This window comes from Marichromatium gracile, from assembly GCF_004343155.1.
GTDB classification, from domain to species: domain Bacteria; phylum Pseudomonadota; class Gammaproteobacteria; order Chromatiales; family Chromatiaceae; genus Marichromatium; species Marichromatium gracile.
Window position 1 is genome coordinate 34,239 of sequence record NZ_SMDC01000017.1, and the last position, 26,376, is coordinate 60,614.

A 26,376-nucleotide genomic window follows, 5' to 3' on the forward strand; every position below is an offset into this window, starting at 1 on the left:
CCTCCATCCGGCGACCGCGACCGCGGCCCCCGCGCCAGCGCGCAGAAAGTTTCTGGCGTCACTCGTCCCCGACGGAGTATAGCCCATGCCAAATTTCACGATCGAGGTGCAAGACCGTCCGTTGCGTGAGGCGCTCGACCGACTGACCCGTCGCCTCGAGGATGCATCCCCAGCGATGGAGGACATCGCTCGCGCGCTCCAGAACCACGCCGAGGACGCATTCCAAGCCGAGCGCTCCCCCTTCGGCGAGCCCTGGCGGGACCTCAAGCCCGCCACCAAGGCGCGCCGCGCGCGGCGTGGGCACTGGCCGGGCGCCATTCTGAGCGATACCGGGGGGCTGGCCGGCAGCATCAGCCGCCGCGCCGGCGCGAATTTCGCCGAGGTCGGAGCCGGCAAGGAGTACGCCGCCATCCATCAGTTCGGCGGGCGCGCCGGCATGCCCCCTGGCCCGGCCGCTGTCCCCGCGCGCCCCTTCCTGCCCATCGACCAAGCCGGCGATCTGCCGGAATCCCTCAAGCGCGAGGTGCTCGACATCCTCGACGAGTACCTGCGCTAACCCAAATTAACTGACCTGACGCGTGCGCGTGACCACACTCGGCCACATGAACGCTATCGACATCTTCAGCGCCGGCGCGCACACCGCGATGAGTGGGGTCAAGTTGTCCTTCTCCGAGGCCGACCTCGAGGCCACCGTCAGCGCCTACGATCCAGCCCTCCACGAAGCGCCCATCGTCGTCGGCCATCCCAAGCACGATGCCCCGGCCTACGGCTGGGTCCGCACCCTGGTGCGCGATGGGGCCACCCTGCGCGCCGTCCCCGACCAGATCGATCCGGCCTTCGCCGAGCTGGTCGCCGCCGGGCGCTACAAGAAGATCTCCGCCTCCTTCTACCACCCCGACGCTGAGGCCAACCCGGCGCCCGGCACCTACTACCTGCGCCATGTCGGCTTCCTTGGTGCGCAGCCGCCAGCAGTCAAGGGGTTGCGCGATGCCCAGTTCGGCGAGGAAGAGGCGGGCGTGGTGACGCTCGAGTTCGCCGACCCCCACCCCCCAGAGGAGCCCATGGACAAGCCATCCAACACCCCGCCCAAGCGCGAACCCCTCAAGCCGGACGCCGTCGACTTCGCCGAGCGCGAGGCTGCGCTGGCGGCTCGCCAAGCCAAACTCGACGCCCGCGAGAAGGCCTTGGCCGAGCAGGAAGCCTCCGCCCGCCGTCGCGCTCATGTCGAGTTCGCCGAGCGCCTCATCACCGAGGGTCGACTACTCCCCAAGGACCGCGACGGCTTGATCGAATTTCTCGCCGCCCAACCTGCCGAGACCGCGATCGAGTTCGGCGAGGGTGATAGCGCCTTCAAGGGTGCCGCGCTCGATTGGCTCACAGGCTTCCTCTCCACCCTCCCGCAGCAGGTCGACTTTGCCGAGCGTGCCGCGCCCGAGCAGGGGTCGCCGTCCAGCAAGGGCCGCTTTGCCGCGCCCGCCGAGGCCCAGGTCGACCCCGAGCGTCTCGCGCTGCACGGCCGGGCGCTGGCCTACCAGGAGGCCCACCCTGGCGTGTCCTACGCCGACGCCGTCCTGACTGTTCAAGGAGCCTGACATGCAACGCTTCCCCCTCTTCACCCGCACCCTAACGGCCGTCGGTACCGTCAACCCGCACCGCTTCGCTCGTGCCGACGGCGCCCAGGCCGGAGCCGGCGACATCCCGCTCGGCATCACGCCGCCGGATATCCAGGAGGTCTATGCCGTCACGCTGCTCGGCGACGAGATCCTCGAGGCCGGCGAGGCGTTCAGCGCCGGCGAGCTGCTCGCCCCGGACGCCGAGGGCCGCGGTATCCGCGCCTCGACCGGTTACGCGCTGGCGATGGATGACGCCACCGCTGCTGGCGACCTGGTGCCCGTGATGCTGCTCCAGCCGGGCAGTGTGCGCCCGGTCTACTACGACAGCGACGGCGCCATCGCCCCCACGGGCGTCGCCCTCATCACCGGCGGCACCGGTATCGGTGGCCTCACGCTCGCCGCGCCGCAGCCAGGACAGCAGGTCACCATCCGCGTCGACACCCTGGAGGGCGGAAGCGTGGTGCTGACCCTTGCCGAGGGCGCCACCTTCGACGATCTGACCAGCAACACCGCAACCTTCGACGCCATCGGTGAGGAGCTGGTCCTGCGCACCCTCGATGATGTGACCTGGAAGGTCATCAAGAACACCGGCGCCGTCGCTCTGAGCGCGGTCTGATCAGGAGCCCCTCCATGCCTCTCAACACCCAGAACGCCCGCATCGTCGATCCGGTCCTGACCAACCATGTGCGCGGCTACAAGAACCCCGATGTGCAACGCATCGGCTCGGTGCTCTTCCCGCGCGCCCCGATCGCCAAGCGCGGCGCCAAGATCGTGCGCTTCGGCAAGGAGAGCTTCCGCCGCCACGCCACCGAGCGCGCGCCTGGAGACCGCATCCGCCGCGTGCGGGTCGGCTACACCAGCGACTCGGTCAATCTCTTCCAGCACGCGCTGGCCGGCGAGGTGCCGCGCGAGCTGCTGCAGGAGGCTGAAGGCGTGCCGTCTGTCAATCTTCAGATGCGTGCCATGGCGCTCCCCGCAGAGGTCATCGAGCGCGAGAAGGAGATCAAGGCCGCCACCATCGCCTCCAACCCCGCGAGCTACGCCGCCTCCAACCACTCCGCTCTGACCGGTGTCTCGCGCTGGAACGGCTCCTCGGCGGCGATCAGCGCCGATGCTGACGCCGCCCAGGACATGATCCGCTCCAAGACCGGGCGTCGCGCCAACGTGCTCGCGGTCGGTCCCGCCGTGGCGCGCCGACTGCGCCGCAGCGAGGCGATCATCAGCAACTTCTTCACCGGCAACACCCGCCCGGATCGCGTCACCGACGCCCAGATCGCCGAGTTCTTCGGCGTCGCCCGCTTCGTCGAGGGGACCGATACCGTGGTGGAGGGCAAGGATGCCGATGGCGGCGACTTCAAGGATATCTGGGGCAACGTCGCCATCCTGGCCTATGTGCCAACGGTCACCGGCGATGGTGACATCGAGGTGCCGAGCTATGGCTACGAGTACTACCTGCAGGGTCACCCGATGGTCGAGCCGGGGCGCTGGGACGCCGACACCAAGACCTGGGTCTATGACGTCATCGACGAGTATCAGCACGTCCTCACTGCGATGGACGCGGGATTCCTGTTCTCCAACGTGATGGACCTGAAGACGCCGTAACCCTCGCGCCGCCATGACCATCACGCCGCTCGACCTCGCGCGCATTCACGGCATCCATGGCCTGGCGCAGATCACCGCGCCGCCAGGGTTTGCGCCGCCGCCTGACGACCTGCTCCTCGCCACCCTGCGCGGCGAGGATCGCGCGGGCTGGACGCCTGAGGAGCAGGCAGCGGCCGACGCCGCGGCGGCGACCATCCAGGCCGCGGTCGATACCGCCAACGCCATGATCGGGCGCGTGAGCGCCGGGCGCGTACTCAGTGAGGACGAATCGCGCCTGCTGGCCGCCTACGCCACGGACATCGCCCGTTACCGCCTCTACGACGAAGGCGTGCTGGCCGACGACGATCCGGTCAATCGTCGTGCCGAGGCCGCCGTTCGCTTCCTCGAGCGCGTCGGTGCCGGCACCGAAACTCTTGGTGTCGCGCCGCTTGGCGGTGCTGGTGCGCCTGTCGCTTGGGCGCCTGAGCGGCAGTTCAGGCACGACACCCTGAAGGACTACTGATGCCCTCGCTGCTCGCCCTCGGCCCCGAGATCGTCGAGCGCCTCGCCGCACACCTCCCCGCGACCGTGCAGGTTCTGGAGGGGCGTAGCGCCGAGGACTTCGCGCGGTCCACCCAGATCGCCCCCGCGGTCTACGTCATCTACGACGGTGGCGCCATTGCCCAGTCGCGCCCTGACGCCCGTGCCGCGCGCATCACCCAGCGCTGGCTGTGCGTGTGCGTGGCGCGCAACCTCCGCGAGCTGGCCAGCGGTGCCGCCGCGCTGAATGACGCCGGCGCGCTCGCCGATGGCGTGCTCGAGGCGCTGATGGGTTGGCAGCCTGAGGGCACCAGCCAGCCGCTGACGCTCACCGATCTGCCAACCCCGCGATACGACACCGGCTACCAGATGGTGCCGCTTGCGTTCACCACTGAACTCGTCCGCAAGACGACCGCCGCTTAACGGAGACCCCTCATGCCCATCACCACCCAAGCCTACCGACCCACCCTCAACGCCGGCCAGGTCTACCTGCGCCTGGCCGGCAGCGACGCCCCGCTCAAGGCCATCGGCAACGTCTCGGCGCTCGACCTGGAGATCAGCGAGGACGAGAAGACCCTCACCGACTACACCCAGCCCGGCGGCGGGCAGTGGGCCTCGGTCTCGCGCATCACCGGCATCAACGCCAAGATGACCCTCCACGACCTCGACCCCGACAACCTCGCCCGCGCCGTCTACGGCACCACCAACGCCGTCACCGGGGCAAGCGTCACCGGTGAGGCCCACACCGCCCACCCCGGCGGGCTGATCCGGCTCGCCCACCCGGGGCCTGCCGAGGTCACCGTCACCTCCGACCCCGCCGGCACCACCTATGTCGCCGGCGCCGACTACGAAGTCCGCCCCGAAGGCATCCTGATCCTCGACGGCGCCATCGCCGACGGTACCGCCATCCTCGTCGACTACACCCACGCCGGCTACAACGCCATCGAGGCGCTCGCCGGCGGCAGCGCGGTCTACGAGCTGTCCTTCGGTGGCCTCAACGAGGCCAACTCCAACAGCCCGGTGGTGCTCGACATCTTCCGCCTCAAGATCGGCGCGGCCACCAACCTCTCCATGCTCGGCGACGACTTCGCCGCCCTCGAGGTCACCGGCAAGGTACTGCTCGACCCGACCAAGACCGGTGCCGGCGTCTCGAAGTACTTCAAGATGCAGATGGTCTGACACCCCTGATGCGCCTCACCCGGCTCGATACCGGCGCCGCGCTCGACCTCCCGGATGATCTCTACTGGGAGGACGAGCACGCCCGCACCGGCGTGCGCCAAAGCATCACCCCCAGCCTCACCGGTGCGGCCCTGATCCAGGTCGCCACCCTGCAATATCGCGCCCTCACCCTCCGCCCCTGGGCCGAGGACGCCGCCTGGATCGACCGCGCCCAGCTCGACACCCTCAGCGCCTGGGCCGCACTCCCCGACCTCGAGATGACGCTTGAGCGCCACGGCCACGCCCACCAAGTCCGGTGGCGCTACGACAGTGACGGACGCGCCATCCTCGCCGAGCCCGTGCTCTATGCCGCGGATCAGACGCCGTACTGGCGGGTGAGCTTGATGCTGTTGGTGGTGTAGGTGAGGGCGCCTATGCCGTCGCCTCCAACGCCCCCAGCAACACCCGGCGCTCGACCGCATCCAGCAGCGCCCGCAGCGCCTGCCGATCGCCCGAGGCGCGCACCTGCTCACCATCCGCCCCCAGCAGCGTCGTCACCAACTCCACGGCCAGCGGCAGCTCCAGCGCCGCGGCCTGATGCAGCCACCGCATCCCCTCGGCCTGATCGGGCGCGCCACCCTCGCCGAGCAACAGATCGCGGCCCAGCCAGCACATCGCATCAGCGTGCCCGGCACGCGCCGCCAGCCGGAACCAGTCACGAGCCGCCTTGGGTCGCTCACGCTCGAGCAGCCAGACGCCCAGATCACACTGCGCCTCGGGCTCGCCCGCGTCGGCGGCGAGCACCAGCGCCTCCTCGTCGCTGTCGAGCTGCGCCCCGCACAACGCCAGCGCCTCACCGAGATCGAGTCGCGCCTTACCGCTGCCGGACTCTTCGACGGGGTGCAGTCGCCCGTCCTTGATGTAGCGCCACAGCGTGCGCCGGGTCAGGCCCGTGATCGTAGCGGCCGTGTTGAGGTAGATTAGCGGCATGAGGGGTCTCCCAGTGGCAATATTCAACCGTACCGCCCCAGTATGGCCACTGACCGCGCGACAGAGCCAGTGCGCGCCCCTGTCACACCGCCGGGGTGTGACATGACCCCGCCTGTCACACCTTGCGGGTGTGACACAACCCTCCCTGTCACACCCCGGAGGTGTGACACGACACCCCAGCAGCCGTCGGGCGACACAGAATCAACCGCTTACCGAAGCCCACAACCCCTGGCCCGGAACTTGATACCCTGAAGCCAGGACCGGCGCCGCCATGTCGGCCCCGCCTCGACGAGACAGGCTCAGTTCACCCCAACCGGAGAACCACTCCATGAAGAAGCAAATGCAAGCCGGTTTCACCCTGATCGAACTCATGATCGTGGTGGCTATCATTGGTATTCTGGCGGCAGTTTCATTGCCGGCGTATCAGGACTACACGACGCGAGCGAAAATCAGTGAAGCGCTGATAATGGCGGCACCGGCAAAACTGGCAGTTTCCGAGACGGCCTCGTCTCTGGGTGGGCTCGACCAAGTTACAGCGGCAAATAGCGGTTATACGTTCCCGGGCGCAACAGACTACGTAAGCGACATTGCTATCACCGATGCTACCGGGGTAGTAACCGTAACAAGCACGGTTACAAATGCCGCCGGCGGTATCACGCTGACACCTACGGATGTTGCGGGTGGTCAGCTGACATGGGTTTGTGCATCTGCAGATATCGACGCTAAATTCTTGCCGGCGAATTGCCGTTAATCGACCTCCACCAAAAAAACCGCCCTCCGGGGCGGTTTTCTGTTTCCCGCCCCAACCACCCAGTCATTACCCCCCCTCCTGCATCGCCGAGGCCAGGACCGACCTCACCCGCTGGATCATCGGCGCCGGGCTGCTCCAGACCACCGTCATCATCGGGGTGCTGCTCAAGGTCGCCGGGCTGGTCTGACGGCGCAGCCGCTTGACATCCTCCCGCAGACTCTCCTATGCTTTCCGCCAGAGGCGTGAGAACCTCTTCTGTGCGGACACCGCACCCGTCAGACATGCGGTATTTTTGTTTGTGCGCCCGCGCCAGATTTCGCTGGCCGGGAGTGCGCAGCCATACAAGACCGGTTCGTCCGGAAAAGCTGCGCGCGGTCTCACAGAGCCGTCTCACCCTCCTGGCCGCCCTTCGGGGCTTCCCGTTACGTGAGAGTAAATCTGTGGAGGTCGTCATGACCAACCCCATCGTCTCCATCAACTCCGTTGAGATTCACCCGATCGTCATCCGCGATCAGCGCGTGTTGACGTTCACCCAGGTCGACGAGGTTCACGGCCGCCCTAAAGGGACTGCGCGCCGCAACTTCACCGAGAACAAATCGCGCCTGATCGAAGGGCAGGATTTCTTCGTCATCACGCGCGAATCCTCAATGGACGAAATTCGTGCATTGGGAAATATCCCGCCGAAGGGCATCACCGTCGTCACCGAGTCCGGCTACCTGCTACTGGTCAAGAGCTTCACCGACGATCTGGCGTGGCAGATCCAGCGCGAACTGGTCAACGCCTACTTCCGCGTGAACCCCGAGCGCACCGTGGGTGAGCGGTATGACACCATCATCCCCTCCGAGCAGCAAACCCTCTCCGAACTCGCTCAACGCAAGGTCGCCCACCTCGCGCCCGCACTCCAAGGCAAGGGCCTGGCCGAGATCTGGTCGCGGCTGCACAACAAGTTCCGCATCGCCAAGTACAGCCAGCTGCCACGGACCCGGCTCGCCGACGCCATCGTGTACATGGCCAGCATGGAACTGCGCGGCGTCCCCAACGCCGAGCACACGCCCCGGCGCCCCGCCTCCGAGCCGCTGACCAACAACGACATGGCCAACCTGCGGCGGGTGATCTGGCTCATCAGCCATCGCTTCCACTACGAGCAGGCGTGGACCCAGGGCGTGTGGTACGCGCTGCGCGATGCGACCGGGGTGCCCTCGCCCAACCGCTTCACGGTGGACAACCTCCCGGTGCTCACCCAAGAGATGCGGCGCATCCTGCAGGCCGTCGAACCGCTGGTCCAGATGCGCAACGAGGCCGAGTTGGAGGTGCTGCGCCGCGTGGTGCGCCGGCGCGAACAGGCCGAGCCGCTGATCGAGGACTGGCGCGCACGCCTGATGCGATCGGCCAAGGAGGATCGCGGCGAGATCGCACACACGCTCTCGGGCTGGATGGAGCGCGACCTCGAAGAGCTGGCGGCGCGCGCCCAGGCCGGACGGGACTATCCCGAGGTCGCCGAACCGACCGAGCAGCGCCGGCACTGAGGATCACGGCCTGATGTAACCCCCGCCGCGGCGCCACGATGGCGCCGCGCGCCTCTGCGCGCTTCCCCCTTGAGGTTGCGCTCTGACCAAGCCCGCACAGCTCGCCGCCACCGTCAATCGGGCGCTCCAGACAGGTAAACGGGTGGCCGAATGCGCTAGACTACCGTCAGTCTTCGGCGTCCGATCCGCCCCGTCGTCACCCATACTTACCTGGACAGTTCTTCCTTATGAATCAGCAGCAAAGCCTCTTCCATTTTGACGATGGCCGCCTTGCGTTCGACGATCTCGGCCACGAGAACGGCTTTCGCTACTGGTGGGCGAGCGATCTGCGTCATGCGTTGGGTTACGAGAGCGAGCCCCCGTTCCACAAAGCCCTGAATCGCGCGATGTCGACTTGCGCGGCGCTCAATATCAACATCATCGAGAACTTCGTTCAGCAAGAGCGGGAGATCGACGGGCGCCGTGTCGCTGACTACCGCTTGTCGCGCTTTGCCTGTTACCTGGTCGCCATGAACGCGGACCCGCGTAAGCCGCAAGTGGCCAGCGCCCAGGCCTACTTTGCAACGCTGGCCGAGGCCTTCGCTCGCTATGTCGAGGAAGCCGAAGACGTTGAGCGGGTGCTGATCCGTGACGATGTCAGCGAGCGTGAGAAGCTACTGCATGGCGCCGCGAAGCGCGCTGGCGTGGATAACTACGCGTACTTCCAGAGCGCCGGTTATCGCGGCCTCTACAACATGAACCTCAAGAAGCTGCGAGCCCTGAAAGGCGTGCCCGGTAAGCGCTCCCCATTGGATTTCATGGGCAAGACCGAACTCGCCGCCAACCTGTTTCGCATCACCCAGACCGAGGAGAAGCTCAAGGCCGATGGCATCCAGGGGCAGCGCAACGCCGAACGAACCGCTGAAAGTGTCGGGCGCAAGGTGCGCCAGACGATGATCGAAATTTCCGGCACGCCCCCTGAGCGACTCCCCTCGAAAGCGGACATCAACGAAGTCAGGAAGTCCCTGAAATCAACCCACAGGGACCTCAAGAAGCTCGACAAGCCGCGCTGAGGAAAGTCCAGGAGGCGCCGCATGCAAGTTCGCGTCAGGTCATATCGCAAGATCCGCGCGGCGGGGTCTGTCATGGAGATCTGGCCGGTGGGCAACTACACCGAGTACATGCCCAAGGGTACGTCTCAGCAGCGCATAGAGCAGTACTGGCAGAACGTGGGGAGCCAGCTTCGCTGGTCCACCCCGGGCCGACCAGGAACCCGAGTAAATCTGCCCAGCTCACCACGGCGCATCCCCCCCCCGCTAACCCGTTTTCACTGACAGGTGCCCGTCTGGCAGCGATGCTGCCAGCATGGCAGACGATCTCAAACTCAAACTCCGCATCGACGCCGACAGCAGCGAGGCCGAGGCCGCGCTCGATGGCGTCAAGTCCTCACTCGGTGGTGTTGGCGACGCCGCCCGTCAGGCCGACGCAGACGCCGCCTCGCCGCTGGAAACGCTCGGCGGCGAGGCGGCGTCTGCGGCTGAGCGCGGCCTGGATCGCGTCGGCGCTGCGGGTGGGCGAGCGGGGAAGCAGGCAGGTGACGGTCTGGATCGCATTGCCGACGAGGCTAGAGACGCCACTGACGCTACCAACGGGGCTGGCGCCGCCCTTGGTGGCTTGGCCAAGGCGGCGGCTGGAATCGCTGCCGGCGCTGTCACTTTAGACGCCATCAAGGACCTGGCTACCACGCTACTCGACGCCGGCATGCGCGCCCAGGACCTGCGCAGCGATCTCGCCTTCGCCGCCGGAGGCGTCGAAGAGGCTGACGAGGTCATGCGGGCGCTCAGGGTCACCGCTGACGACCTGGGGGTGCGCGCCGACGAGCTGGCCCAGGCTTGGATTCGCCTCAAGAACCTCGGCCTCGACCCCTCGCGGGAGGCATTGGAAGCCTACGCCAACGTCGCTGCCGGCAACTCGGGCAAGTCCATCATGGACTTCATCGAGGCCGTGGCCGACGCCTCCGTGGGGGAGTTCGAGCGCCTCAAGGAGTTCGGCATCAAGGCGACCGTCGAGGGCGAACGCGTCGCACTGTCCTTCAAGGGCACGACGGTCGAGATCGAGAACGACGCCAAGGCCATCCAGGACGCCCTGCGCAAGATCGGCGAGACCGAGTTCGCCGGCGCGCTGGAGGCGCGCGCGGGCAACGCGAGCACGGCACTGGACGCGCTTAACGAGTCCGTGGGCCGATTGACCGCAAGCCTTGCCGAGGACTCCGGGCTGCTCGGGCGAACCACCAGCTTGGCCGGGGCGCTCACCGAGCTGGCCAACGCGATCGAGGCGCCCAACCAGCGCGCCGAGCAGATGTCCAGCACCCTGGGGGTGATGGATACCGCACTCAAGGTAGCCAGCAACCCCGTCGGCGCGTTGATCGGCCAGCTTGACAGCATGGGGGTCAACGCTGAGGGCGCGACAAAGGCCATAGCTTGGCTGGTGCGCGACGCCAAGGGTCTCGAGGAGGCGGCTGGGGAAAGCACCGACGCGCTCAAAGAGCACGGCGATGCCGTAGACGGCAACACTGACGCCCTGATGAGCGCCGAGGATGTCGCCAAGGCATACGCCAAGGCGCTCAGCGATCTGGCTGCCGAGCGTCAGCTCGAACTCGCCGCCGCCGAGCGCGCCACCGAGCAACTCCAATCCGAGATCGACCTGCGCGTCGATCACCTCCAGCACCTCGCCGACGAGGCCCGCGCCCGCGGCGATGAGACTGAGGCGCTGCGCCTGGAGGCGCAGGCGCGCGACACGGCAATCAATGGCATCGGTCAGCTGATCGCAGCCAAGGAACGGGAGCTGGCCGCAGCGCGCGCCTCAGCGACTGCCCGGCTCGACGACGCCGAGGCCGCCGGCATGGAGGCGCAACAGATCGCCGCGCTCAAGGGTGACCTCGACGCCGGCATCGAGGCGCGCCTGCGCGAGATCGAGACGATGCGCGAGGAGATGCGCCATCGTCAGATGCTCAACGACATCAACAACAACGTCACCGACACCACCCGCAACCTCTCCGACAGCCAGCGCGACCTCGGCAATAGCGCCAAGGATGCAAGCGACGGTGTGCAGCGGGTCGTCGGGTCGAGCAACGACCTCAACATCGCCTTTCTGAACAGTCGCGAGCAGATCCGCAACGCCATCGCTGATCTGCGCGGCTACTCCTCGGCGGCGGCTGATGCCGTCGAGGAGATCGTCAGCGGCCTCGATCGCTGGGACAACAAGATCCGTGCGATCCAGGCGCTGGAGGCGAGCGACTTCGTCGGCGACGGCGCGGTGGACGAGGCCTCGGCGCGCATCGCCCAGCTCGAGGCCGAGCTGGAAGCGACCGGCGCCACGGCTGATGCGCTCGCCGAGCGCGTCGACATGGCCTTCAACTATCTGCGCGACACCGATGCCGTGGTGCTCGCGATCACCCAGCTCAAGCAGGAGGTCATCGAGGCTGAGATCGCCGCCGAACGTCTGGCGCAGCGCGGCGAGCGGCTGCAGACCGAGTTCAGCAAGCTCGGCGAGGCGCTCGACGCCGGCTCGATCGGCCTGAGCGAGTATGCCGATAAGCTCGACCGCCTGATCGATGCCAACCAGCGCCTCGGCGAGGAGGAGTTGGAGCCGTTGCGCGCGGCGCTCGACGATGCGCGGCGCAAGATGGCCGACTTCACCGAGGAGGCCCAGGCCGGTTTGCGCGACCTGCAGGCCGAGTGGGCCGAGCTCAACGGCCAGCAGCTCGAGGCGCTGCTCCTCGAGCAGGAGGCGCAGCGCCTCGAGATCGAGATGGCGCTCGCCGAGGCCAAGCGCGACGGCAACACCGAGGCGATCCGCGCGCTCGAAGACCAGCTCGACATGCTTGAGCAGATCCAGGCCGTCGAGCGCGAGCGCGCCGCCGAGGCCGAGGCCCAGGCCGCGATCGAGGCGGCGGAGGCCGAGGCCGAGGAGGCCGCGCGGCGCGCCGCGCTGAGCGATGCCGATCGCGCCCATGAAGACAGCATCGCCACGCTCGAGGCGCGGCTGCTCGAGGCGGTGCGCGCCCAGGACCAGGCGCTCGAGGACGCCCTGGCCGCGCAGATCGCCGCCGAGCGACAGCGCCACGAGACGACCATGGCCAACCTCGAGGCCGAGTCTGCGGCGCGCACCAGCACCGATGCAGCGAGCACCACTGGCACGACCTCGAGGGCCACGGGGAGCGCGGCGAGCGCGAGCCGTGCGATCGACGTGCGCGTCAGCGTCAACGGCCAGTCGAGCCGCACCATCACCGTGGCCGATGAGGCCAGCGCCGATGCGCTCGAATCCATCCTGTCATCCCTTGAGTCCGCCGCCGCTGTGGCGATCTGACCCGCGAGCCCAACCGACATGCCCATCCAAGAAGAGAACATCGTCTTCGTCGAGAGCCAGGTGATGGACGACGTCCCCGAGGGCGGCGGCGCCGCCACCGGGCGCGAGATCGTCGACGGCGCGCTCAACAACGTCTTCGAGGACATCTCCGATCTCGACCGCGCCTACGGCCGCTTCAACCTGAGGAAGCTCGCGCTGGCGGTGCGCAGCCTCGACACCAGCCTCTACGGCGGCGCCAAGCTCGCCCTCACCGCGCTGCCGCGCGACCCCGCCGTCGGCTACACCCTGTTTCGCACCGCCGACCCCTTCGATACCCGCACCCAGGCCGCCGATCGCGTCCAGGCCTATCTCTACAAGGGGCCGATGTGGCCGGGCGTGCTCTACGACGACCACATCGCCGGGATGCGCGCCATCCGCATCATCCAGCGCGTCGACACCACGCTGCCGCCGATCGGCAAGACCCTGTCGCTGATCCACCACGAGGGCGCGGCCGATGCCGTCGAGCAATACGTGCGGGTGACCGACGTCGAGACCGTCGAGACCACCTTCACCGACGCCAACGGCGACTACACCCGCTGGGTCGTCACCCTGACCCTCAAGGACGCGCTGCGCCACGACTTCGCCGGCCACACCCCGCGCCGCGACGACCTCTACGACTACGACCAGGGCGCGCGGCTGCGCGACACCACGGTGGCCGACGCCGCGCGCTACAGCGGCGCCCAGCCGCTGGCCGAGCCCGCCCAGTCGGGGGACCTGCGGGTGCGCGCGGCGAGCCTCTACAGCCAGCTCGTCCCGGCCAGCCAGACCGAGACGCCGCTGCCCGATCAGCGTCTGGCCGACTCGCTGACCCTGCACGTCGATGCCGGCGGCGGTCACGCGGTCGAGGTCGCGCAACCGGCGCACACCCGCTCGCGCCCGGTCACCGCCGAGAACCGCCGCCTCAACTGGATCGAGACCCTGTCGCCGCCGCCGGCGCCGGGCACGCTGCGCGTCGCCTTCATGGCCCAGGGGGTGTGGTATGAGCTGGCCGAGGACGGCGCCGGCACCCTCGGCGGCACCGACCCCAGCCTCGGCGCCGGCACCTATACCGCCGCCACCGCCACCGCGGCGGTCACCCTGGGGGCGCTGCCCGATGCCGGCTCGCAGCTGATCTGGACCTGGGCGAGCCCGGTGCACTACAGCATCCGCGCCGGGGCCGGCGCGACGGTCGACCCCCGGGGCGCGTTGCTCGAACGCCAACTGCCCGAGGCCGAGCGGCCCTATGTCCCCGGCTCGCTGCGCGTCGACTATGTGCGCGCCGCCGCCCCCCTCACCCTGAGCGCCGCCCCCGACGGCAGCATCACCGGCGCTGGCGTCAGCGGCAGCATCGATCGCGCCGGGCGGCTGCGGCTGTTCTTCACCGAGCTGCCCGACCCCGAGACCGAACTCACCCTGCGCTGGGACTACCTGCTCCCCGAGGACGCCCAGCTCGATCCGGTGCAGCTCGAGCGGAGCGCGCCGGTCACCGCCGCCCAGACCTTCGACTTCGGCCAGGCGCTCACCCCCGGCGGGGTGTCGCTGGTGGTGCCCTTCATCGCCCCGGATGCCACCACCGTGGTCGAGATCACCCTCTACGACGACGGCGACGGCGCGCTGGTCTCGGGCGATGCGACCCTGGTCGGCGACCCGCCGACGGCGGTCAGCGGCCAGACCCTCGGCAGCGTCGACTATGCCACCGGCCTGTGCACCATCGACGGCACCCTCGCGGTGCCGGAACAGGTCTATGTCACGACCACCTCGGAGGGGTGAGACATGCGCATGACCGAGATTCGCACCGGCGGCACTCCGACCTGCGGCAACGATGAGCGCTACTACCCCGGCATCGGCTGTCTGGGGCCGAGCGATTACGAGTTGCCCGCCACGCCCACCACCGGCGAGTGGGTCACCCAGCAGGCCATCTACACTCCAGCCCTCGGCCAGCCGATCCGCGGCACCGCCGTGCTCACCGGGGCGGCGACCACCGACGCCGCGAGCGAGACCCTGACCCTCACCGACGGCGTGCTCGGGGTCGATCTCACCCGCTCGCTGTCAGCGCCGATCGTGCCCGGCTCGGTGCGGCTGCTCCTTGGCGGCTGGCTCTATCGCGACCGCGGCGACGGCAAGCTTTATGATGACGCCGGCGCGGCGATCGCCGACCTCGACTATGCCGCCGGCCGGGTCGCGTTGCGCCGCTGGCCGGGCGGGGCGAGCGTGCCGCCCGCGGTCGAGAGCTGCCTCACCAGCTACGGCCAGTGGGGGCAGATTGCCGCGAGCTTCCGCACCGCGACCGCGCCCTTGAAGCCCGAGGCGCTGCAGGTGGTCGCCACCACCCTCGACGGCACCCAGCTGATCGCCACCGCGGATGCCGACGGGCGCATCCAGGGCGAGGGTATCGAGGGCCGGGTCGACTATGCCGTCGGCGTCGCCGCCGTGCACTTCGGTACCCGCGATGCCGAAGACGCCTGGCAGCCGCTGGCGGTCGACCCCACCACCCTGCGCTACAACGCCGTCGCCTACAGCTACCTGCCGCTGGATGCCGACATCCTCGGCATCGACGGTACCCGGCTGCCCGCCGATGGCCGGGTGCCGATCTACCGCCCCGGCGATCTGGTGATGATCCTCCACGCCGCCGAGACCGCCCTCAGCCCCAGCGCCGGGGTCGCCGCCGCAATCGGTCGCACCCGGCTCGCCTGGGTGCGGGTGACCGACGCCACGGGCGCGGTGATCGAAGGCGATCGCTACCAGCTCGACCGCGCCTCCGGGCAGATCATGTTCCCCGACCTCGCCGGCCTCACCCTGCCGCTCACCGTGCGCCACACCGTCGGCGACCTGCGCCAGATCACCGATGCCCAGATCAGCGGCTGGCTCGCGCTCTCGCGCCCGCTCACCCACGACTACCCGGCCGGGGAGACCATCGTCGCCGGCTGCCTGATCATCGGCGATCGTCGCGCCCGGGTCTCGGCGACCTGGGATCAGGCGAGCTGGAGCGGGGCGTGGGCCGACGCCCCCAGCGGCAGCGCCGCCACCGCCACCCTCAACCTGATCGACCACCCCATCCAGGTCACCAACGAGGGCTGCGACACCGACCGCTGGGTGCTGCGCTGCACCAACGCGGCCAGCGACCAATGGGAGCTGATCTCGGAAAACCGCGGGCTCGTCTGGCAGGGCGTCTACGCCCCCGGCGGCGAAGACATCGCGCCGATCAACCCGCGCACCCGGATCGACCTCGGCGGCGGCGCCTACAGCGCCGGCACCCCCTACATGACCATCCCCGCCGCGGCCAACGGCGGCGGCTGGAGCACCGGCAACGTGGTGCGCATCGACACCGTCGGCGCCATCGCCGAGTTCTGGGTCGCGCGCTCGATCCAGCAATCCGACGAGCCTGCCGACCCCGCCGCCGCCGATGGCTGCGAGATCCATGCGCTCGGCAACATCGACCGACCCTGAGGTGAGGGATGACTGACTACTTCCTGGCCGTCGGCTCGAGCGACGACACCCTGCGGACCCTGGAGGGGCCGACGTTCGATGTGGCGACGACGCGGTTTGCCTCGGGTGGGGATGTCAATGCGGTGGCGTTTTCGCCGGATGGTCGGTATTTGGCGGTAGGGCATCACAGTTCTCCCTATCTCACCGTCATGCGTACAGCTGATTGGGCTGTTGTACAGGTGCCATCGATCTCTGGTAGGGGGAAGGGTGTCGCCTGGAGTCCGGACGGGGCCTACCTGGCCGTGGCGCACATGTACTCACCGCACTTGACTGTGATCAGTGCGGTCGACTGGGAGGTGGCGGCCGCGCCAGCTGTTGCTGGCAATGCGATGGATTGTGCTTGGAGTCCGGACGGGGCCTATCTGGCCGTGGCTCATCTCCAGGGCGATAACCTGACGGTCATCAATGCTGCTGATTGGTCTGTCGTGCCGGGTCCGTCGGCGCCAGGTTATGGGCGCGGTGTCGCCTGGAGTCCGGACGGGGCCTACCTGGCCGTGGCGCATGATGGGTCGCCTAATATTCAAATCCTCCGTGCCGCCGACTGGCTTCCAATATCTGGGGCGCTTGGATCTGTTGCCCCTGTAATGGATTGCGCCTGGAGTCCGGACGGGGCCTACCTGGCCGTGGCGCACAACAGTAATCCGCGCTTGATTGTGCTCAGCGTGGCGGACTGGTCGACAGTATCGACTCCTTCTATACCGTACACGACGAACAGTGTCGCCTGGAGTCCGGATGGAGCCTATTTGGCCGCAGCGCACCTTGGCGCGCCATACTTGACGGTCATCAATGCTGCTGATTGGTCTGTCGTGCCGGGTACCGCGACAGTGGGCGCTCCGGGGACCGCGACAGCCTGGCTCCCCGACATCAACCGCCCGACCCGTCACGGCATCCTCTACGACCACGACGGCAACCCCCTGAGCCTCCCGGTGCAGCTGTTGCGCCGTCCGGCCTGGGCGCGCTCGCAGGTCGTCACCCCGGACCCGGTCTCGGGGGCGTTCACGGTGCGCGGCTTCGCCCCCGGCGACTACCACCTGCTGATCCCCGACACCCGCCCCGGGGCGACCGACGATCGCCTGCTGCGCATCACCCTCGACGAGGCCACCGGCGCGCTCGCGCCGCTGGCGGTCCACATGCCCTACGCCGGGGCGCTCGCCACGATCAACGGCAACGCCACCAAGGCCATCGGCGGCGCTGCCGTCGATGACGTGATCGTGCGCGCCTGGGGCAGCCACGGGCACGTCATCGACGTGGTGCCCGCGCCCAGCGGCGACTGGTCGGCCGAGGTGCCGCCGGGGACCTACGACATCACCTACCGCAGCGCCGGTTGTCAGCCGGTCTGTCACGGCCCCTACACCATCGCCGCGCCGGAGGAGCAGGGCTGATGAACCTCGGCACCCAGCACCAGGCCGCGCGCGAGGCCGCCGCCCGCCTGCCGGTGCTCGAGGCCGGGCTGGCCCTGCTCGCCGGCGGCGCGGTCGGGGCGCGGCTCGTGCTCTACGGTGCGCCGCTCCCCACCATCCCCGGCGAGACCCCGTCCGAGGCTACCGCCCTGGTCGAGATCCCGCTGGCGACGGGCATCGGCGCGGTCGACCCCGCGACCCACCAGCTCCGCCTCGACACCCCGCTCGAGGCACCGATCACCGGCGCCGACCCCGCGACCGGCACCGCCGCGGCCTGGGCGCGAATCTATGACGGCCACGGCGACTGGTGGGCCGACTGCACGGTGAGCGCCACCGGTGACGGCGGCGAGGTGCAACTCGACAGCCCGATGCTGTACCAGGGCGCGTCCGTGCGCGTCACCTCGGCGGTCTTCCAGGGCTGAGCCATGAGTGCTCCGACGAGCGGCTACAACGTGTCGAGCGGCCCCGTCCCGGGGATGAGGATCCCCAATCCGCTCCCGCTCGATGACGACGGCCATGCGCGCCCGTTTACGGTCGAGCACTGGTACCGCTTGCACGCACTGCCCAGTAACGCGGGCGTGCTGGGGACGCTCATTCCTGGCGAGCGGTTCGACTCGCTCGGCATCAACCTATATTTCCGCACCGCTGCCGGGGCCGGCCTACGGCTGGGGATCGGCGCCTCCGACATCCGCGTCGGCACACCAGTGATCGGCGCCTGGACCCATCTCGCCTGGGTGTACGACGGCGCGCTCGCCGAGATCTGGCAGGATGGCGTCCTGGTCGGCTCCGGGGCCGTGACCAACATGGATCTGCGCGCGGCGGCCCCCTTCTGGCACGCCCAGTACAACACCCTGGACTGGCCTCGGGCCGACTGCGAGATCGCCAGGCTACGCTTCTGGGAGCGGGCGCTGACCGGCCCCGAGATCACCACCGCGCGGCAGGCCGAGCATCTGCCGTTCGGCACCCCGGGGCTGCTCGCCGAGTATCGGCTCGACACCCGGCATCCGCTGGAGCCGCCCAGCGTCCACGCGGTCCCGGCCCAACTCCTCGGCAACACCGAGCAGACCGCGACGCGTGTCAGCGGCATCATCACCGATCAACAGGGCGCGCCCGCCGCGCGGACCGTGCGACTCTATCATCGGCAGAGCGGCACGCTGCTCGCCGAGACACGATCGAGCGCCACCGACGGCGCCTACCTGCTCACCACCACCGTGCCGGGCGAGGTCGATCGTCTGGTGCTCTCCGACGACGACGGCGGTCCGGCCGATCCGGTACTCCCCGATCTGGTCGATCGCCTGATCCCGGGGTGAGCGACGTGCGCCTGCCGCCGGACGCCGCCGACGCCTCCTGGCAAGGGCGCGCGGCGCTGCCGCGTCTACCGGCGGATGCCGCCGACGGGGCATGGCGCGAGGAGGGCATCGGTTACGCGGCGCTGTACGCCGCGCTGCCCGCACCGACGGCGGGGCTGACTTTGACGCTGACGGCGCGCATCTATCAGCGTGTCCGTCCTGGAGATCCCGCGCCGTCGCTCGATCGAGCCGTCGTGCTCGCCTGTGGCGCGCCGCCACCAGCACTGGTCGAGACAGCCCTGCAATCAGTCGTGGTGCTGGGGCGGTCCTATGGCTCGCCGCCTCTTGCCGCCACCGTGCTCGACTCGATCTGCCGCCCGGTCATCGACCCGAGCGATGTCGAGGCCGTACTCCAGGCCGCGCTGCCCGCGCCGAGCGCCGGTCTGTCGCTCACCGCTGCGCTCCGGGCACGGGTCATCGAGGATGCGACCCTCGTCGCCGCCTTGCCCGCGCCGACGGCGGGGCTGACGCTCGGTGCCGCGCTCGTCGTCGAGCTGGATCTGGCCCTCCCTGCCGCCACCGGACCCAGCGCCGAGGCCCTGGCACGCGACCAGCGCACCACCGCTCGCGGTTGGCGGCTCATCGGCACCGAGATGCGCGCGACCCGCCACGCGGCGGCGCTCGGCCACCGGCAGGCACAAGCGTACCCAGGACCGGCGCTCGGGCTACTTCACACCGAGACCCGACGGCTGCGCCGGGTCGCCCAGGTCCCGCATGCCGAGGCGCGCCCGATCCGCGCCGCGCGTACCGCGCCCCATGCCGAGACCCGGCGGCTGCGGCGCGCGACCCGGGCGGTGCACACCGAGGCCGTCCCGATCCAGGCCGCCGCCCGAGCGGGGCATCGCGATCGAGAGCGCACCCGCGACTGGCTGCGGCTCGATCAGCAGGACGCGCGCCCGATCAGCGTCCGCCTCGATGTCGGGCACCACGCCGCGTGGCGCGTCGAGACACCGCTCGGCACCCCACACACCGAGGCGATGTGGCCGCTCCCCGGGCGCTGGACGCCGTGCTACATGCCAGCGGTACTGCTGCGCACCCGGACGCCCTGTGGCGCGACCCCGCCGCTCGGCACTGATGTCGAGCTACCCGGCTGCTGCGACTGGCGACCGCGCCCGCCCTGGGTGCCCGAGCCGCCGACCGCGACCCGCATCGTCCCCATCCGGAGGCTCTATATCGTGAGAAACACCGTCACCCTGACCCTGCTCGACGGCACCGAGATCCCCGCCGCGTCGCTGCGCCTCGCGCTCGAGGCCGACGCCTGGACGTGGAGCTGGTCGGCGCGGGTGCCGGGTGCAGCGCTCGCGCGGCTCCAGGCCGAGCCCGAGGCGCCCGCCGTCGAGCTGATCGCCACCGTCAACGCCCACCCGATCCGGCTGCGTCTCGACAGCATCGCCCGCTCGCGGAGCTTCGGCTCCAACTGGCTCGACCTCGGCGGGCGTGGCCGCGCCGCCGTGCTCGGCGCGCCAACCGCCGCGCCGCGCGCGCGCACCAACACCGAGTCGCGCAGCGCCCGCCAACTGCTCGACGCGGCGCTCACCGACAACGGCGTGCCGATCGGCTGGACGCTCGACTGGCAACTGGAGGACTGGACCGTCCCGGCCGGCGCCTGGAGCCACACCGGCACCTTCATCGAGGCCGCCGCGCGCATCGCCGAGGCCGGCGGCGGCTATGTCCAGGGCCACGACACCGAGCCGGTGCTGCGCCTGCTGCCCTGGTATCCGCGCCCGCCCTGGGCCTGGGCCGAGACCACCCCCGACATCGCGCTGCCCGAGGACGCCTGCCACACCGAGCGCATCGAGTGGATCGCGCGCCCGGACTACGACGCGGTGTGGATCACCGGCGGCGAGGGCGGTCGGCGCGACCGCGTGCGCCGCGCCGGGCGCGCCGGCGACACCCAGGCCCCGACCTGCGTCGATGCGCTCGCCACCGATGTCGTCATGACCCGCCAGCGCGGCCTGCGCCTGCTCGCCGACACCGGCCGCCAGGCCCACATCACCCTGCGCGCCCCGGTCCACCCCGAGACCGGCATCATCCACCCCGGCCAGCTCATCCGCTACACCGAGGGCGGCACCACCCGCCTCGGGCTCTCGCGCGCGGTCGAACTCGACTGCCGCCTGCCCGAGGTGTGGCAATCCATCCGCATCGAGAGCCACCCGACATGAACACCTGGAACGCCTACCGCCGCCTGCTCCAGCTCCTCCCCGAGCCGCCCACCGACGTCGGCACCATCACCGCCACCAGCAGCGACGGCTGCACCGTCACCCTGCTCAGCGGCGAGCAGGCCCAGGTACGGGGAAGGGGGAGCATCGGCGATCCGGTCTACATCAAGGATGGGGTGATCCAGGGGCCGGCGCCGGTGTTGCAGACGGTGGAGATTGAGGTGTAGGGGAGGGTCGATCGCTCTCCGACTATCGACACAGCGACTCACACGGGACACCATCTCGGTCTCTGTCGAGGCGGCTCAAGCCGCTCGCGCGTTAGCGCTGGCCGGGCGGCGTAAAGGTGTGCCGGAAAATGTGCGGGCGCGAGACAGGAGAGGGTACCGCAGAGGCAGGGCTGGACAGGAAATGGCGCAGCGCGAGCGCGTAACCTGTTGAAATTTAAAGTTATGACGATCGCAGTTCTGATTTGTAATCAGTAGGTCGTCGGTTCGAATCCGTCCGCCAGCTCCATTAATTTCAGTGTCTTATGATCTTTTCGCGGTATCTCGCGTAAGGGTTGTCGTTGGGGTTCCCCTGTTTTTTCCTCCCCCAAGGGGTTGGTCTCATGCGACCGCTTGGTCGCGGCGCTGGCTCGCCTCCCACTGTTGCATGAACTCGACGGGGGACCGATAGCTGAGTGTCGAGTGCAGTCGCTTGCGATTGCAGAAGACCTCGATGTACTCGAAGGCCGTGACGCGCATTGCCTGGCGGGTCGGAAAGCGCTCGCCGAAGACGCGCTCGCGCTTGAAGCTGTTGAACCAGCTCTCGGTCGGGGCGTTGTCCCAGCAGTTGCCGCGCCGGCTCATCGAGCAACGCATGGCGTAGCGACGCAGGCGTTGCTGGAAGGCGTGGCTGGCGTACTGGCTACCCCGGTCGGAGTGGTGCAGCAGCCCCGGTGGCGGCCGGCGCCGGGCATAGGCCATGCCGAGGGCACTGATGACCAGCTCGGCATCCATGCGTGCGCGCATCGACCAGCCGACGACCTCGCGGTTGAACAGGTCGAGGACGACGGCCAGATAGAGCCAGCCCTCATCGGTCCAGAGATCGGTGATATCGGCGCTCCATACCTGATTCGGGGCGCTGGGCCGGAAGTCCCGGGCGAGCAGATTCTCGGCGACGGGAAGACGGTGGCTCGAGTCGGTCGTGACGCGATAGCGACGCCGATGACGGCCGCGCAGGCCGTGCTCGCGCATCAGCCGCTCCACGCGCGCCTTGCTTGCGCTCAGGCCGCGGGCGCGCAGCGCTCGCACCATCCGTGGACTGCCGTAGGCGCCACCGCTCTCGGCGTGGATGGCCTGCAGCAGCAGCGTCAGCTGCGCGTCACTCAGCCCCTGGCGCTGGCCGCCGCGATGCGCATCGATCCAGGCGGACTTCACAGCGCATCCTTCGCGAAGTACGCCGTCGCTTTTCGCAGGATCGTGTTCTCCTCGCGAATCTCGGCAACCTCGGCGCGCAACCGCGATAGCTCCATCTCCTCGGGCGTCACCGCCTTGCCCGCGCTCGACTCCAGCTTCCCCGCCTCGCTGCGCCGCACCCAGTTGCGCACCGTCTGCTCCACCAGGCCCATCTCGCGCGCCACCGAGGCGATACTGCGCCCCGACTGCACCCGCTTGACCGCCTGCTCCTTGAACTCCAGCGTGTATACCCGCTTCGGGATCTTCTGCATCGTGCTCTCTAAGCGTTGATCGTCAGTCTACTTCAATCCTTGGGGGACGAAATTCGGGGGGAACCTCACCCGGGCTATGGACTGTTGCGCGGGCTGTGGCTTCGTGAATCAAAAGCTCAAGCACCTAGCGGGCTCGGAACAAGGGATAGCTTCGGCGGAGAATATGATCAAACGGGATGTGTCTCTTTATTCGTCAACGTCGCACTGAGCGAATAATCTCATTCTTTCATTTTTTCGGAGACGAGATATTCTTTTTAATTGTAATTTTCGGATATTAAATTGGATTAATGTATATGCTTTTGCGCCAGATTCCAATCTTTCCATAAATTGTCAGTTATTGATCTTTCGTTTAAATGCCACCATTGATGCCCCATTATGTTTTTCGCAATTAATGGAAGGCATTTAGCGATTCGGTCTGGCAGTGTATCAGGAGTGTTTAGCTTCATTTCCTTATGCCACCGAATATACTCGGGAAAACTCAAAAGTGGCTGAAAGATCGTGCCATCTGCACTTTGGTTGAATTTGGACAGTGCGGAGAGAAGCGATCTAGGGGAGGCATGCTCGTCGATCGGAGAAATCAGTTGTGGGTGGCCCGGATGCTCTTTTGTCAAAATCCAAGACAGCTTGATGCGAGGCCAATACCGCGGTTCCACGCGTATCAGAATCTCCATGACCGTCCACAATGACGGTGGCCGGTAGAGTCCACGTTGATAAAGCCAGTCGCAAAGCGTGCCGCGTTTTACATGGCACGGAAGCAATACTACGGAGTCCGCGCCCGCATCTAATGCCGTGCGCGTAGAATCGATCGCATCCTCAATCCATTCCATCGTCGTCAGGAAAGGGGCGCCAACAAATAGGTTGGCATAGACCTCGGCACCTGCCGCTCGCGCGACGTCTATAGCTCGGTGAACATGCCTCGTCAGAAAATTCTTGTGTAGACACCAGTTCCGAACAAAGTCATTCATGGTCTCAATGCCGAGTTCGAGACCGAAGATCTTTCCTTCGAGAAGATCGACACATTCTTTGACGTCAGCGAATCGCACGCACAGCGGATGGCTTTCCGAAATGATGATCTGCGTCGGCGTCCGCGCTAACAGGCGATATATTTGGCGGCGCACATCAACGGGAACGTCGCGCGGATCCAGCACGTCGAAGGAACTAACCCATAACCTGCTGGGCAGCCTTTCGAATGAGGCCAGCGCAAGAGCAACTGCGCCTACCATCTGATCGTCAGTGGGCGGAAGTGGTACCCCATAATTGCACATGCTACATGTTCCAATCACGCTCCAAGAGCATCCGTGCGAAGGGAACCAGATCTCGCCGAAGTCGTCGTCGATAAGTTGATACCAAGCAGCTGGAGGAACAAACGGGACGTTATCCTGGCGAATCCTGCGATTGACCGAATGAAAGAAGCTGGCCACAGCCTCCCGTCCGCTTGTCATTGCGTGACACCCTGTTGAGTTCCGATGATCTGTGGTGAAACGTCGAGAGAGTCCAGCAGTTCACTACGTATGGAGGGCCATCGAGCTGCAAAAATCTCTTCGCCGATGCGGTCGTATGCGGCTTGGGCGCGCTGTTTCCGGTTCATGCCTGGAAGAGTTTGCAGTCCTTCTCGCCATCTTTCTTTGCATGGGCAGTCTATCCTGACCAGCGATTCGATATATGCGTAGTCGTTGGTTTCAGAGAATCCGTACAACTGCCCGATTACAGCATCGCGGCACTGTGGGCAAGTGGTCGGTGACTCGGTAATGTTGAAGGCCCCGTAATCCGTGAACCAGGCGATTTCTCCGCGTGTGGCGGCGGTATCTTTTCCAAGTAGCCACAACACTTCGATCAGAGACCATAGGGAGGGTGGACTGTAAAAGCCATGATCATGCAGCCAAGCCACCTGGGTCCAACGCTTAACATGGCAGGGGAACAGGCAGAATTCCTTAGCTCCGGCACCGAGTGCCCACCGGACGCTGGCGACGGCGTCGTCAATGGCCTCCCGTTCGTGCAGGAAGGGGGCACCAACTAACACATTGGCCACGCCCGTAACGCCGTGCACATGCAGTATCTGCATTGCCGCCACGAAAGAGGCGGGATCAAGCGCTTTGTTGAGCGCGTAGCGGGATACCCAGGGATCGGCTGATTCCAGCCCGCAATAGACCTTGAGGCAGCGGTCGGGAAGCGCCGCCCGGCAGGCGCACAGAGCGTCTTCCGTCACCGTTTCCGCACGGGTTTCAAAAGCGATGGCGGGATAGCCCGTCTCCGCGACCGCGGCCAGAATGCCCGCCCGTGCCTCGACCGGAACCTCCCATGGGTCGAGGAAGCTTCCGGAGGGCGAGATTAGCAGGCAGCTCAATCCGGCTGGAAGCTCGGCTAACCCTTGCCGCACGCCGTCGACGATGCTCTTGGCATCGACCGAGGGACCTGAGCTATAGTCGCACATGGTGCACCCGCCCTGAGCATCATGCCGACAGCCGCGCGTATGGAAGAAGAGCGCCGCTTCGTCCTTGCCGAAGCGCTTTCCGGCTCGGATGAAGAATCTTTGGCTCTCCCAAAAGTGCTCGCGCCTTTTTTTCATGCGCCTGCCAAGCTTAGCTATTACGTCTGACGCGTCCATCTGCCGCTCTTCCTCTATGAATTCGCCCCGCATCGCCGTAACCGGTTCAAGTAATTTTTACGTCCCGTGCGATCATATTCCCCGTCGAAGTTATTATTTAATTCCGAACCCGCGAGGTGCTTGAGCTTTTGATTCAGGAAGCCACCGCCCGCGCAACAGTCCACAGCCCGGGAGTCTGATCGTCGATGGAGATCCGTTTGCACAAGAATGCCCGCACCACCCCGGCGATTCGTCGTGAGCTGCAGGCCTCAACGTTGCCGACCAAGGTCTTGGCCGCGCAGTACAACCTCTCACCCCTGGCGGTGCGCAAGTGGCGTCGGCGCGATGGCGTTGAGGACGCCTCGCACCGCCCGCACCGACTATCGACGATGCGCTCACCGGCGCAGGAAGCCCTCGTGGTGGCGCTGCGTGAGACGCTGTTGCTGCCGCTCGATGACCTGTTGGTGGTGCCCCGTGAGTTCATCCACCCTAAGGCCTTGCACTCGGCGCTCGATCATTGCTTGCGCCGCCACGGCGTCTCCAACCTCAAGACCCTGATCCAACAGGAGGCCGACGCCGCGAAGCGCCCGGTCAAGTCGTTCAAGGACTACGAACCGGGGCCGGACAGCATCGCTTCGATCAGGTCTGTGCCCAGCACGCCATCGAGCATCGTCTGATCAAACCCCGAACACCGCAGACCAACGGTCTGGTCGAGCGCTTCAACGGACGCATCGCCGAGGTGCTGGCCACCACACGCTTCGACTCCGCCCTGAGTCTGGAGCAGACTATCACTCGCTATGTCCAGGTCTACAACCAGCACATCCTCCAGAAAGCGCTCGGGCACATCGCCCCGATTCAAGTGCTCAAGGAGTGGGCGCAGAAACGACCAGAGCTGTTCAATAAGCGGGTTTTTACAATCTCAGGGGACTTGACACTTAGAGGCTCTATCAAAAAGCTCTACGCCCACTCCAAGGCACTCCAGCAAATGAGTGCGAGTCCCAGGAAGAGAAACGCCTCGTGAATATCGGCCCTGCGCTCAAAGCGCACCCGCAGTCGACGGAACTGATGCAACCACGCCAGCGAGCGTTCGACGACCCAGCGGGTCGTTCCCAGGCCGCTGCCGTGTGGAGTGTTGCGTCGCGCGAGCTGCGGTTGGATGTTGCGCG

The 26,376-nt window shown here is 67.3% G+C and carries 25 protein-coding genes and 2 pseudogenes; 21 read left to right on the forward strand and 6 right to left on the reverse strand.

Annotation, left to right across the window (positions count from 1 at the left end; genetic code table 11):
• The first annotated feature begins 85 nt into the window (after positions 1-85).
• The 8 genes from EDC29_RS16555 to EDC29_RS16590 are packed head-to-tail and all read left to right on the forward strand — an operon-like array spanning position 86 to position 5,314.
• Complete coding sequence (locus tag EDC29_RS16555) at positions 86-556, forward strand: phage virion morphogenesis protein (RefSeq protein WP_123140568.1); 471 nt, start codon at positions 86-88, stop codon at positions 554-556.
• Between the two features lie 46 nt (positions 557-602).
• A complete protein-coding gene (locus EDC29_RS16560; protein WP_123140569.1) occupies positions 603-1,592 on the forward strand; it encodes a peptidase in 990 nt (329 codons plus the stop codon).
• Between the two features lies 1 nt (position 1,593).
• On the forward strand, positions 1,594-2,229 hold the full coding sequence (locus tag EDC29_RS16565; RefSeq protein WP_132230649.1) for a capsid cement protein: 636 nt from the start codon (positions 1,594-1,596) through the stop codon (positions 2,227-2,229).
• 14 nt (positions 2,230-2,243) lie between these two features.
• Positions 2,244-3,215: a hypothetical protein gene (locus EDC29_RS16570; protein ID WP_132230650.1), complete on the forward strand. Its 972-nt coding sequence runs from the start codon at positions 2,244-2,246 to the stop codon at positions 3,213-3,215.
• A gap of 13 nt (positions 3,216-3,228) precedes the next feature.
• Positions 3,229-3,717 (forward strand): phage protein Gp36 family protein, encoded by a 489-nt coding sequence (locus tag EDC29_RS16575; protein ID WP_123140572.1) that lies wholly within the window; start codon positions 3,229-3,231, stop codon positions 3,715-3,717.
• Positions 3,717-4,157, forward strand: coding sequence for a phage tail terminator protein (locus tag EDC29_RS16580; RefSeq protein ID WP_132230651.1), 441 nt, complete (start codon positions 3,717-3,719; stop codon positions 4,155-4,157). Before EDC29_RS16575 ends, EDC29_RS16580 begins: the two co-directional genes overlap by 1 nt.
• A gap of 12 nt (positions 4,158-4,169) precedes the next feature.
• Positions 4,170-4,913 (forward strand): phage tail tube protein, encoded by a 744-nt coding sequence (locus tag EDC29_RS16585; protein ID WP_132230652.1) that lies wholly within the window; start codon positions 4,170-4,172, stop codon positions 4,911-4,913.
• Positions 4,914-4,921: 8 nt separating this feature from the next.
• The gene (locus EDC29_RS16590; RefSeq protein WP_132230653.1) at positions 4,922-5,314 is read left to right on the forward strand and encodes a hypothetical protein; all 393 of its coding nucleotides are present in this window, start codon (positions 4,922-4,924) and stop codon (positions 5,312-5,314) included.
• Between the two features lie 10 nt (positions 5,315-5,324).
• Here the strand turns inward: EDC29_RS16590 and EDC29_RS16595 are convergent, their stop codons facing one another.
• Complete coding sequence (locus EDC29_RS16595; RefSeq protein WP_132230654.1) at positions 5,325-5,882, reverse strand: tetratricopeptide repeat protein; 558 nt, start codon at positions 5,880-5,882, stop codon at positions 5,325-5,327.
• 328 nt (positions 5,883-6,210) lie between these two features.
• Between EDC29_RS16595 and EDC29_RS16600 the strand changes: the two genes are divergently transcribed.
• From EDC29_RS16600 to EDC29_RS16650, 12 genes and pseudogenes are all read left to right on the forward strand, one after another.
• Positions 6,211-6,633, forward strand: coding sequence for a pilin (locus EDC29_RS16600; protein WP_132230655.1), 423 nt, complete (start codon positions 6,211-6,213; stop codon positions 6,631-6,633).
• Positions 6,634-7,085: 452 nt separating this feature from the next.
• Positions 7,086-8,159, forward strand: coding sequence for an ORF6N domain-containing protein (locus tag EDC29_RS16610; protein ID WP_132230657.1), 1,074 nt, complete (start codon positions 7,086-7,088; stop codon positions 8,157-8,159).
• A 227-nt stretch (positions 8,160-8,386) separates the two neighbouring features.
• Positions 8,387-9,211: a damage-inducible protein D gene (gene dinD / locus EDC29_RS16615; RefSeq protein WP_132230658.1), complete on the forward strand. Its 825-nt coding sequence runs from the start codon at positions 8,387-8,389 to the stop codon at positions 9,209-9,211.
• A gap of 292 nt (positions 9,212-9,503) precedes the next feature.
• The gene (locus tag EDC29_RS16620; protein ID WP_132230659.1) at positions 9,504-12,506 is read left to right on the forward strand and encodes a phage tail tape measure protein; all 3,003 of its coding nucleotides are present in this window, start codon (positions 9,504-9,506) and stop codon (positions 12,504-12,506) included.
• An 18-nt stretch (positions 12,507-12,524) separates the two neighbouring features.
• Positions 12,525-14,294 carry a hypothetical protein gene (locus EDC29_RS17400; protein ID WP_207906553.1) on the forward strand — a complete coding sequence of 590 codons (1,770 nt, stop codon included), beginning with the start codon at positions 12,525-12,527 and terminating at the stop codon, positions 14,292-14,294.
• Between the two features lie 9 nt (positions 14,295-14,303).
• The gene (locus EDC29_RS16625) at positions 14,304-15,971 is read left to right on the forward strand and encodes a hypothetical protein (RefSeq protein WP_200189473.1); all 1,668 of its coding nucleotides are present in this window, start codon (positions 14,304-14,306) and stop codon (positions 15,969-15,971) included.
• An 8-nt stretch (positions 15,972-15,979) separates the two neighbouring features.
• Positions 15,980-16,135, forward strand: a pseudogene (locus EDC29_RS17720) (hypothetical protein); the annotation flags it as partial.
• Positions 16,136-16,834: 699 nt separating this feature from the next.
• Positions 16,835-17,392, forward strand: coding sequence for a hypothetical protein (locus EDC29_RS17345; RefSeq protein WP_165913562.1), 558 nt, complete (start codon positions 16,835-16,837; stop codon positions 17,390-17,392).
• Entirely contained in the window at positions 17,392-17,832 is a 441-nt protein-coding gene (locus EDC29_RS16635; RefSeq protein WP_132230661.1) for a hypothetical protein, read from the forward strand. Before EDC29_RS17345 ends, EDC29_RS16635 begins: the two co-directional genes overlap by 1 nt.
• Before the next feature lie 54 nt (positions 17,833-17,886).
• The gene (locus EDC29_RS16640) at positions 17,887-18,720 is read left to right on the forward strand and encodes a LamG domain-containing protein (protein WP_165913563.1); all 834 of its coding nucleotides are present in this window, start codon (positions 17,887-17,889) and stop codon (positions 18,718-18,720) included.
• Positions 18,717-20,921, forward strand: coding sequence for a hypothetical protein (locus tag EDC29_RS16645; RefSeq protein ID WP_132230663.1), 2,205 nt, complete (start codon positions 18,717-18,719; stop codon positions 20,919-20,921). Before EDC29_RS16640 ends, EDC29_RS16645 begins: the two co-directional genes overlap by 4 nt.
• Positions 20,918-21,145, forward strand: a complete 228-nt coding sequence (locus tag EDC29_RS16650; RefSeq protein ID WP_132230664.1) for a hypothetical protein — start codon at positions 20,918-20,920, stop codon at positions 21,143-21,145. The genes EDC29_RS16645 and EDC29_RS16650 overlap by 4 nt, the downstream gene beginning before the upstream one ends.
• A 22-nt stretch (positions 21,146-21,167) precedes the next feature.
• On the opposite strand, the gene EDC29_RS17725 is transcribed toward EDC29_RS16650, so the two are convergent.
• The 4 genes from EDC29_RS17725 to EDC29_RS16670 form a co-directional block, all read right to left on the reverse strand.
• Positions 21,168-21,224 (reverse strand): excalibur calcium-binding domain-containing protein, encoded by a 57-nt coding sequence (locus EDC29_RS17725; RefSeq protein ID WP_132230668.1) that lies wholly within the window; start codon positions 21,222-21,224, stop codon positions 21,168-21,170.
• 299 nt (positions 21,225-21,523) lie between these two features.
• Positions 21,524-22,626, reverse strand: a protein-coding gene (locus EDC29_RS16660; RefSeq protein ID WP_132230665.1) for an IS3 family transposase whose coding sequence is annotated in 2 segments (ribosomal slippage) — positions 21,524-22,374 and positions 22,374-22,626 — 1,104 coding nt in all. Because the reading frame shifts where the segments join, the coding sequence is not laid out codon by codon here.
• A 284-nt stretch (positions 22,627-22,910) separates the two neighbouring features.
• Positions 22,911-24,047 (reverse strand): hypothetical protein, encoded by a 1,137-nt coding sequence (locus tag EDC29_RS16665; RefSeq protein WP_165913564.1) that lies wholly within the window; start codon positions 24,045-24,047, stop codon positions 22,911-22,913.
• A 17-nt stretch (positions 24,048-24,064) separates the two neighbouring features.
• A complete protein-coding gene (locus EDC29_RS16670; RefSeq protein WP_132230667.1) occupies positions 24,065-25,231 on the reverse strand; it encodes a hypothetical protein in 1,167 nt (388 codons plus the stop codon).
• A gap of 185 nt (positions 25,232-25,416) precedes the next feature.
• Here EDC29_RS16670 and EDC29_RS16675 point away from each other — a divergent pair.
• Positions 25,417-26,135: pseudogene (locus EDC29_RS16675) on the forward strand (integrase core domain-containing protein); the annotation flags it as partial.
• 32 nt (positions 26,136-26,167) lie between these two features.
• Here EDC29_RS16675 and EDC29_RS16680 read toward each other — a convergent pair.
• On the reverse strand, positions 26,168-26,376 hold a 209-nt coding region (locus EDC29_RS16680; protein WP_165913565.1), incomplete at its 5' end, for a transposase.

Bases quoted from the DNA above. Each gene is read 5' to 3' on its own strand.
- EDC29_RS16635 (WP_132230661.1), top strand. From the start codon at position 17,392: ATGAACCTCGGCACCCAGCACCAGGCCGCGCGCGAGGCCGCCGCCCGC.
- EDC29_RS16620 (WP_132230659.1), top strand. From the start codon at position 9,504: ATGGCAGACGATCTCAAACTCAAACTCCGCATCGACGCCGACAGCAGC.
- EDC29_RS16650 (WP_132230664.1), top strand. From the start codon at position 20,918: ATGAACACCTGGAACGCCTACCGCCGCCTGCTCCAGCTCCTCCCCGAG.
- EDC29_RS16590 (WP_132230653.1), top strand. From the start codon at position 4,922: ATGCGCCTCACCCGGCTCGATACCGGCGCCGCGCTCGACCTCCCGGAT.
- EDC29_RS16565 (WP_132230649.1), top strand. From the start codon at position 1,594: ATGCAACGCTTCCCCCTCTTCACCCGCACCCTAACGGCCGTCGGTACC.
- dinD (WP_132230658.1), top strand. From the start codon at position 8,387: ATGAATCAGCAGCAAAGCCTCTTCCATTTTGACGATGGCCGCCTTGCG.
- EDC29_RS16575 (WP_123140572.1), top strand. From the start codon at position 3,229: ATGACCATCACGCCGCTCGACCTCGCGCGCATTCACGGCATCCATGGC.
- EDC29_RS16580 (WP_132230651.1), top strand. From the start codon at position 3,717: ATGCCCTCGCTGCTCGCCCTCGGCCCCGAGATCGTCGAGCGCCTCGCC.
- EDC29_RS17400 (WP_207906553.1), top strand. From the start codon at position 12,525: ATGCCCATCCAAGAAGAGAACATCGTCTTCGTCGAGAGCCAGGTGATG.
- EDC29_RS16625 (WP_200189473.1), top strand. From the start codon at position 14,304: ATGACCGAGATTCGCACCGGCGGCACTCCGACCTGCGGCAACGATGAG.
- EDC29_RS16670 (WP_132230667.1), bottom strand. From the start codon at position 25,231: ATGGACGCGTCAGACGTAATAGCTAAGCTTGGCAGGCGCATGAAAAAA.
- EDC29_RS16560 (WP_123140569.1), top strand. From the start codon at position 603: ATGAACGCTATCGACATCTTCAGCGCCGGCGCGCACACCGCGATGAGT.
- EDC29_RS16595 (WP_132230654.1), bottom strand. From the start codon at position 5,882: ATGCCGCTAATCTACCTCAACACGGCCGCTACGATCACGGGCCTGACC.
- EDC29_RS16570 (WP_132230650.1), top strand. From the start codon at position 2,244: ATGCCTCTCAACACCCAGAACGCCCGCATCGTCGATCCGGTCCTGACC.
- EDC29_RS16585 (WP_132230652.1), top strand. From the start codon at position 4,170: ATGCCCATCACCACCCAAGCCTACCGACCCACCCTCAACGCCGGCCAG.
- EDC29_RS16610 (WP_132230657.1), top strand. From the start codon at position 7,086: ATGACCAACCCCATCGTCTCCATCAACTCCGTTGAGATTCACCCGATC.
- EDC29_RS16600 (WP_132230655.1), top strand. From the start codon at position 6,211: ATGAAGAAGCAAATGCAAGCCGGTTTCACCCTGATCGAACTCATGATC.
- EDC29_RS16640 (WP_165913563.1), top strand. From the start codon at position 17,887: ATGAGGATCCCCAATCCGCTCCCGCTCGATGACGACGGCCATGCGCGC.
- EDC29_RS16555 (WP_123140568.1), top strand. From the start codon at position 86: ATGCCAAATTTCACGATCGAGGTGCAAGACCGTCCGTTGCGTGAGGCG.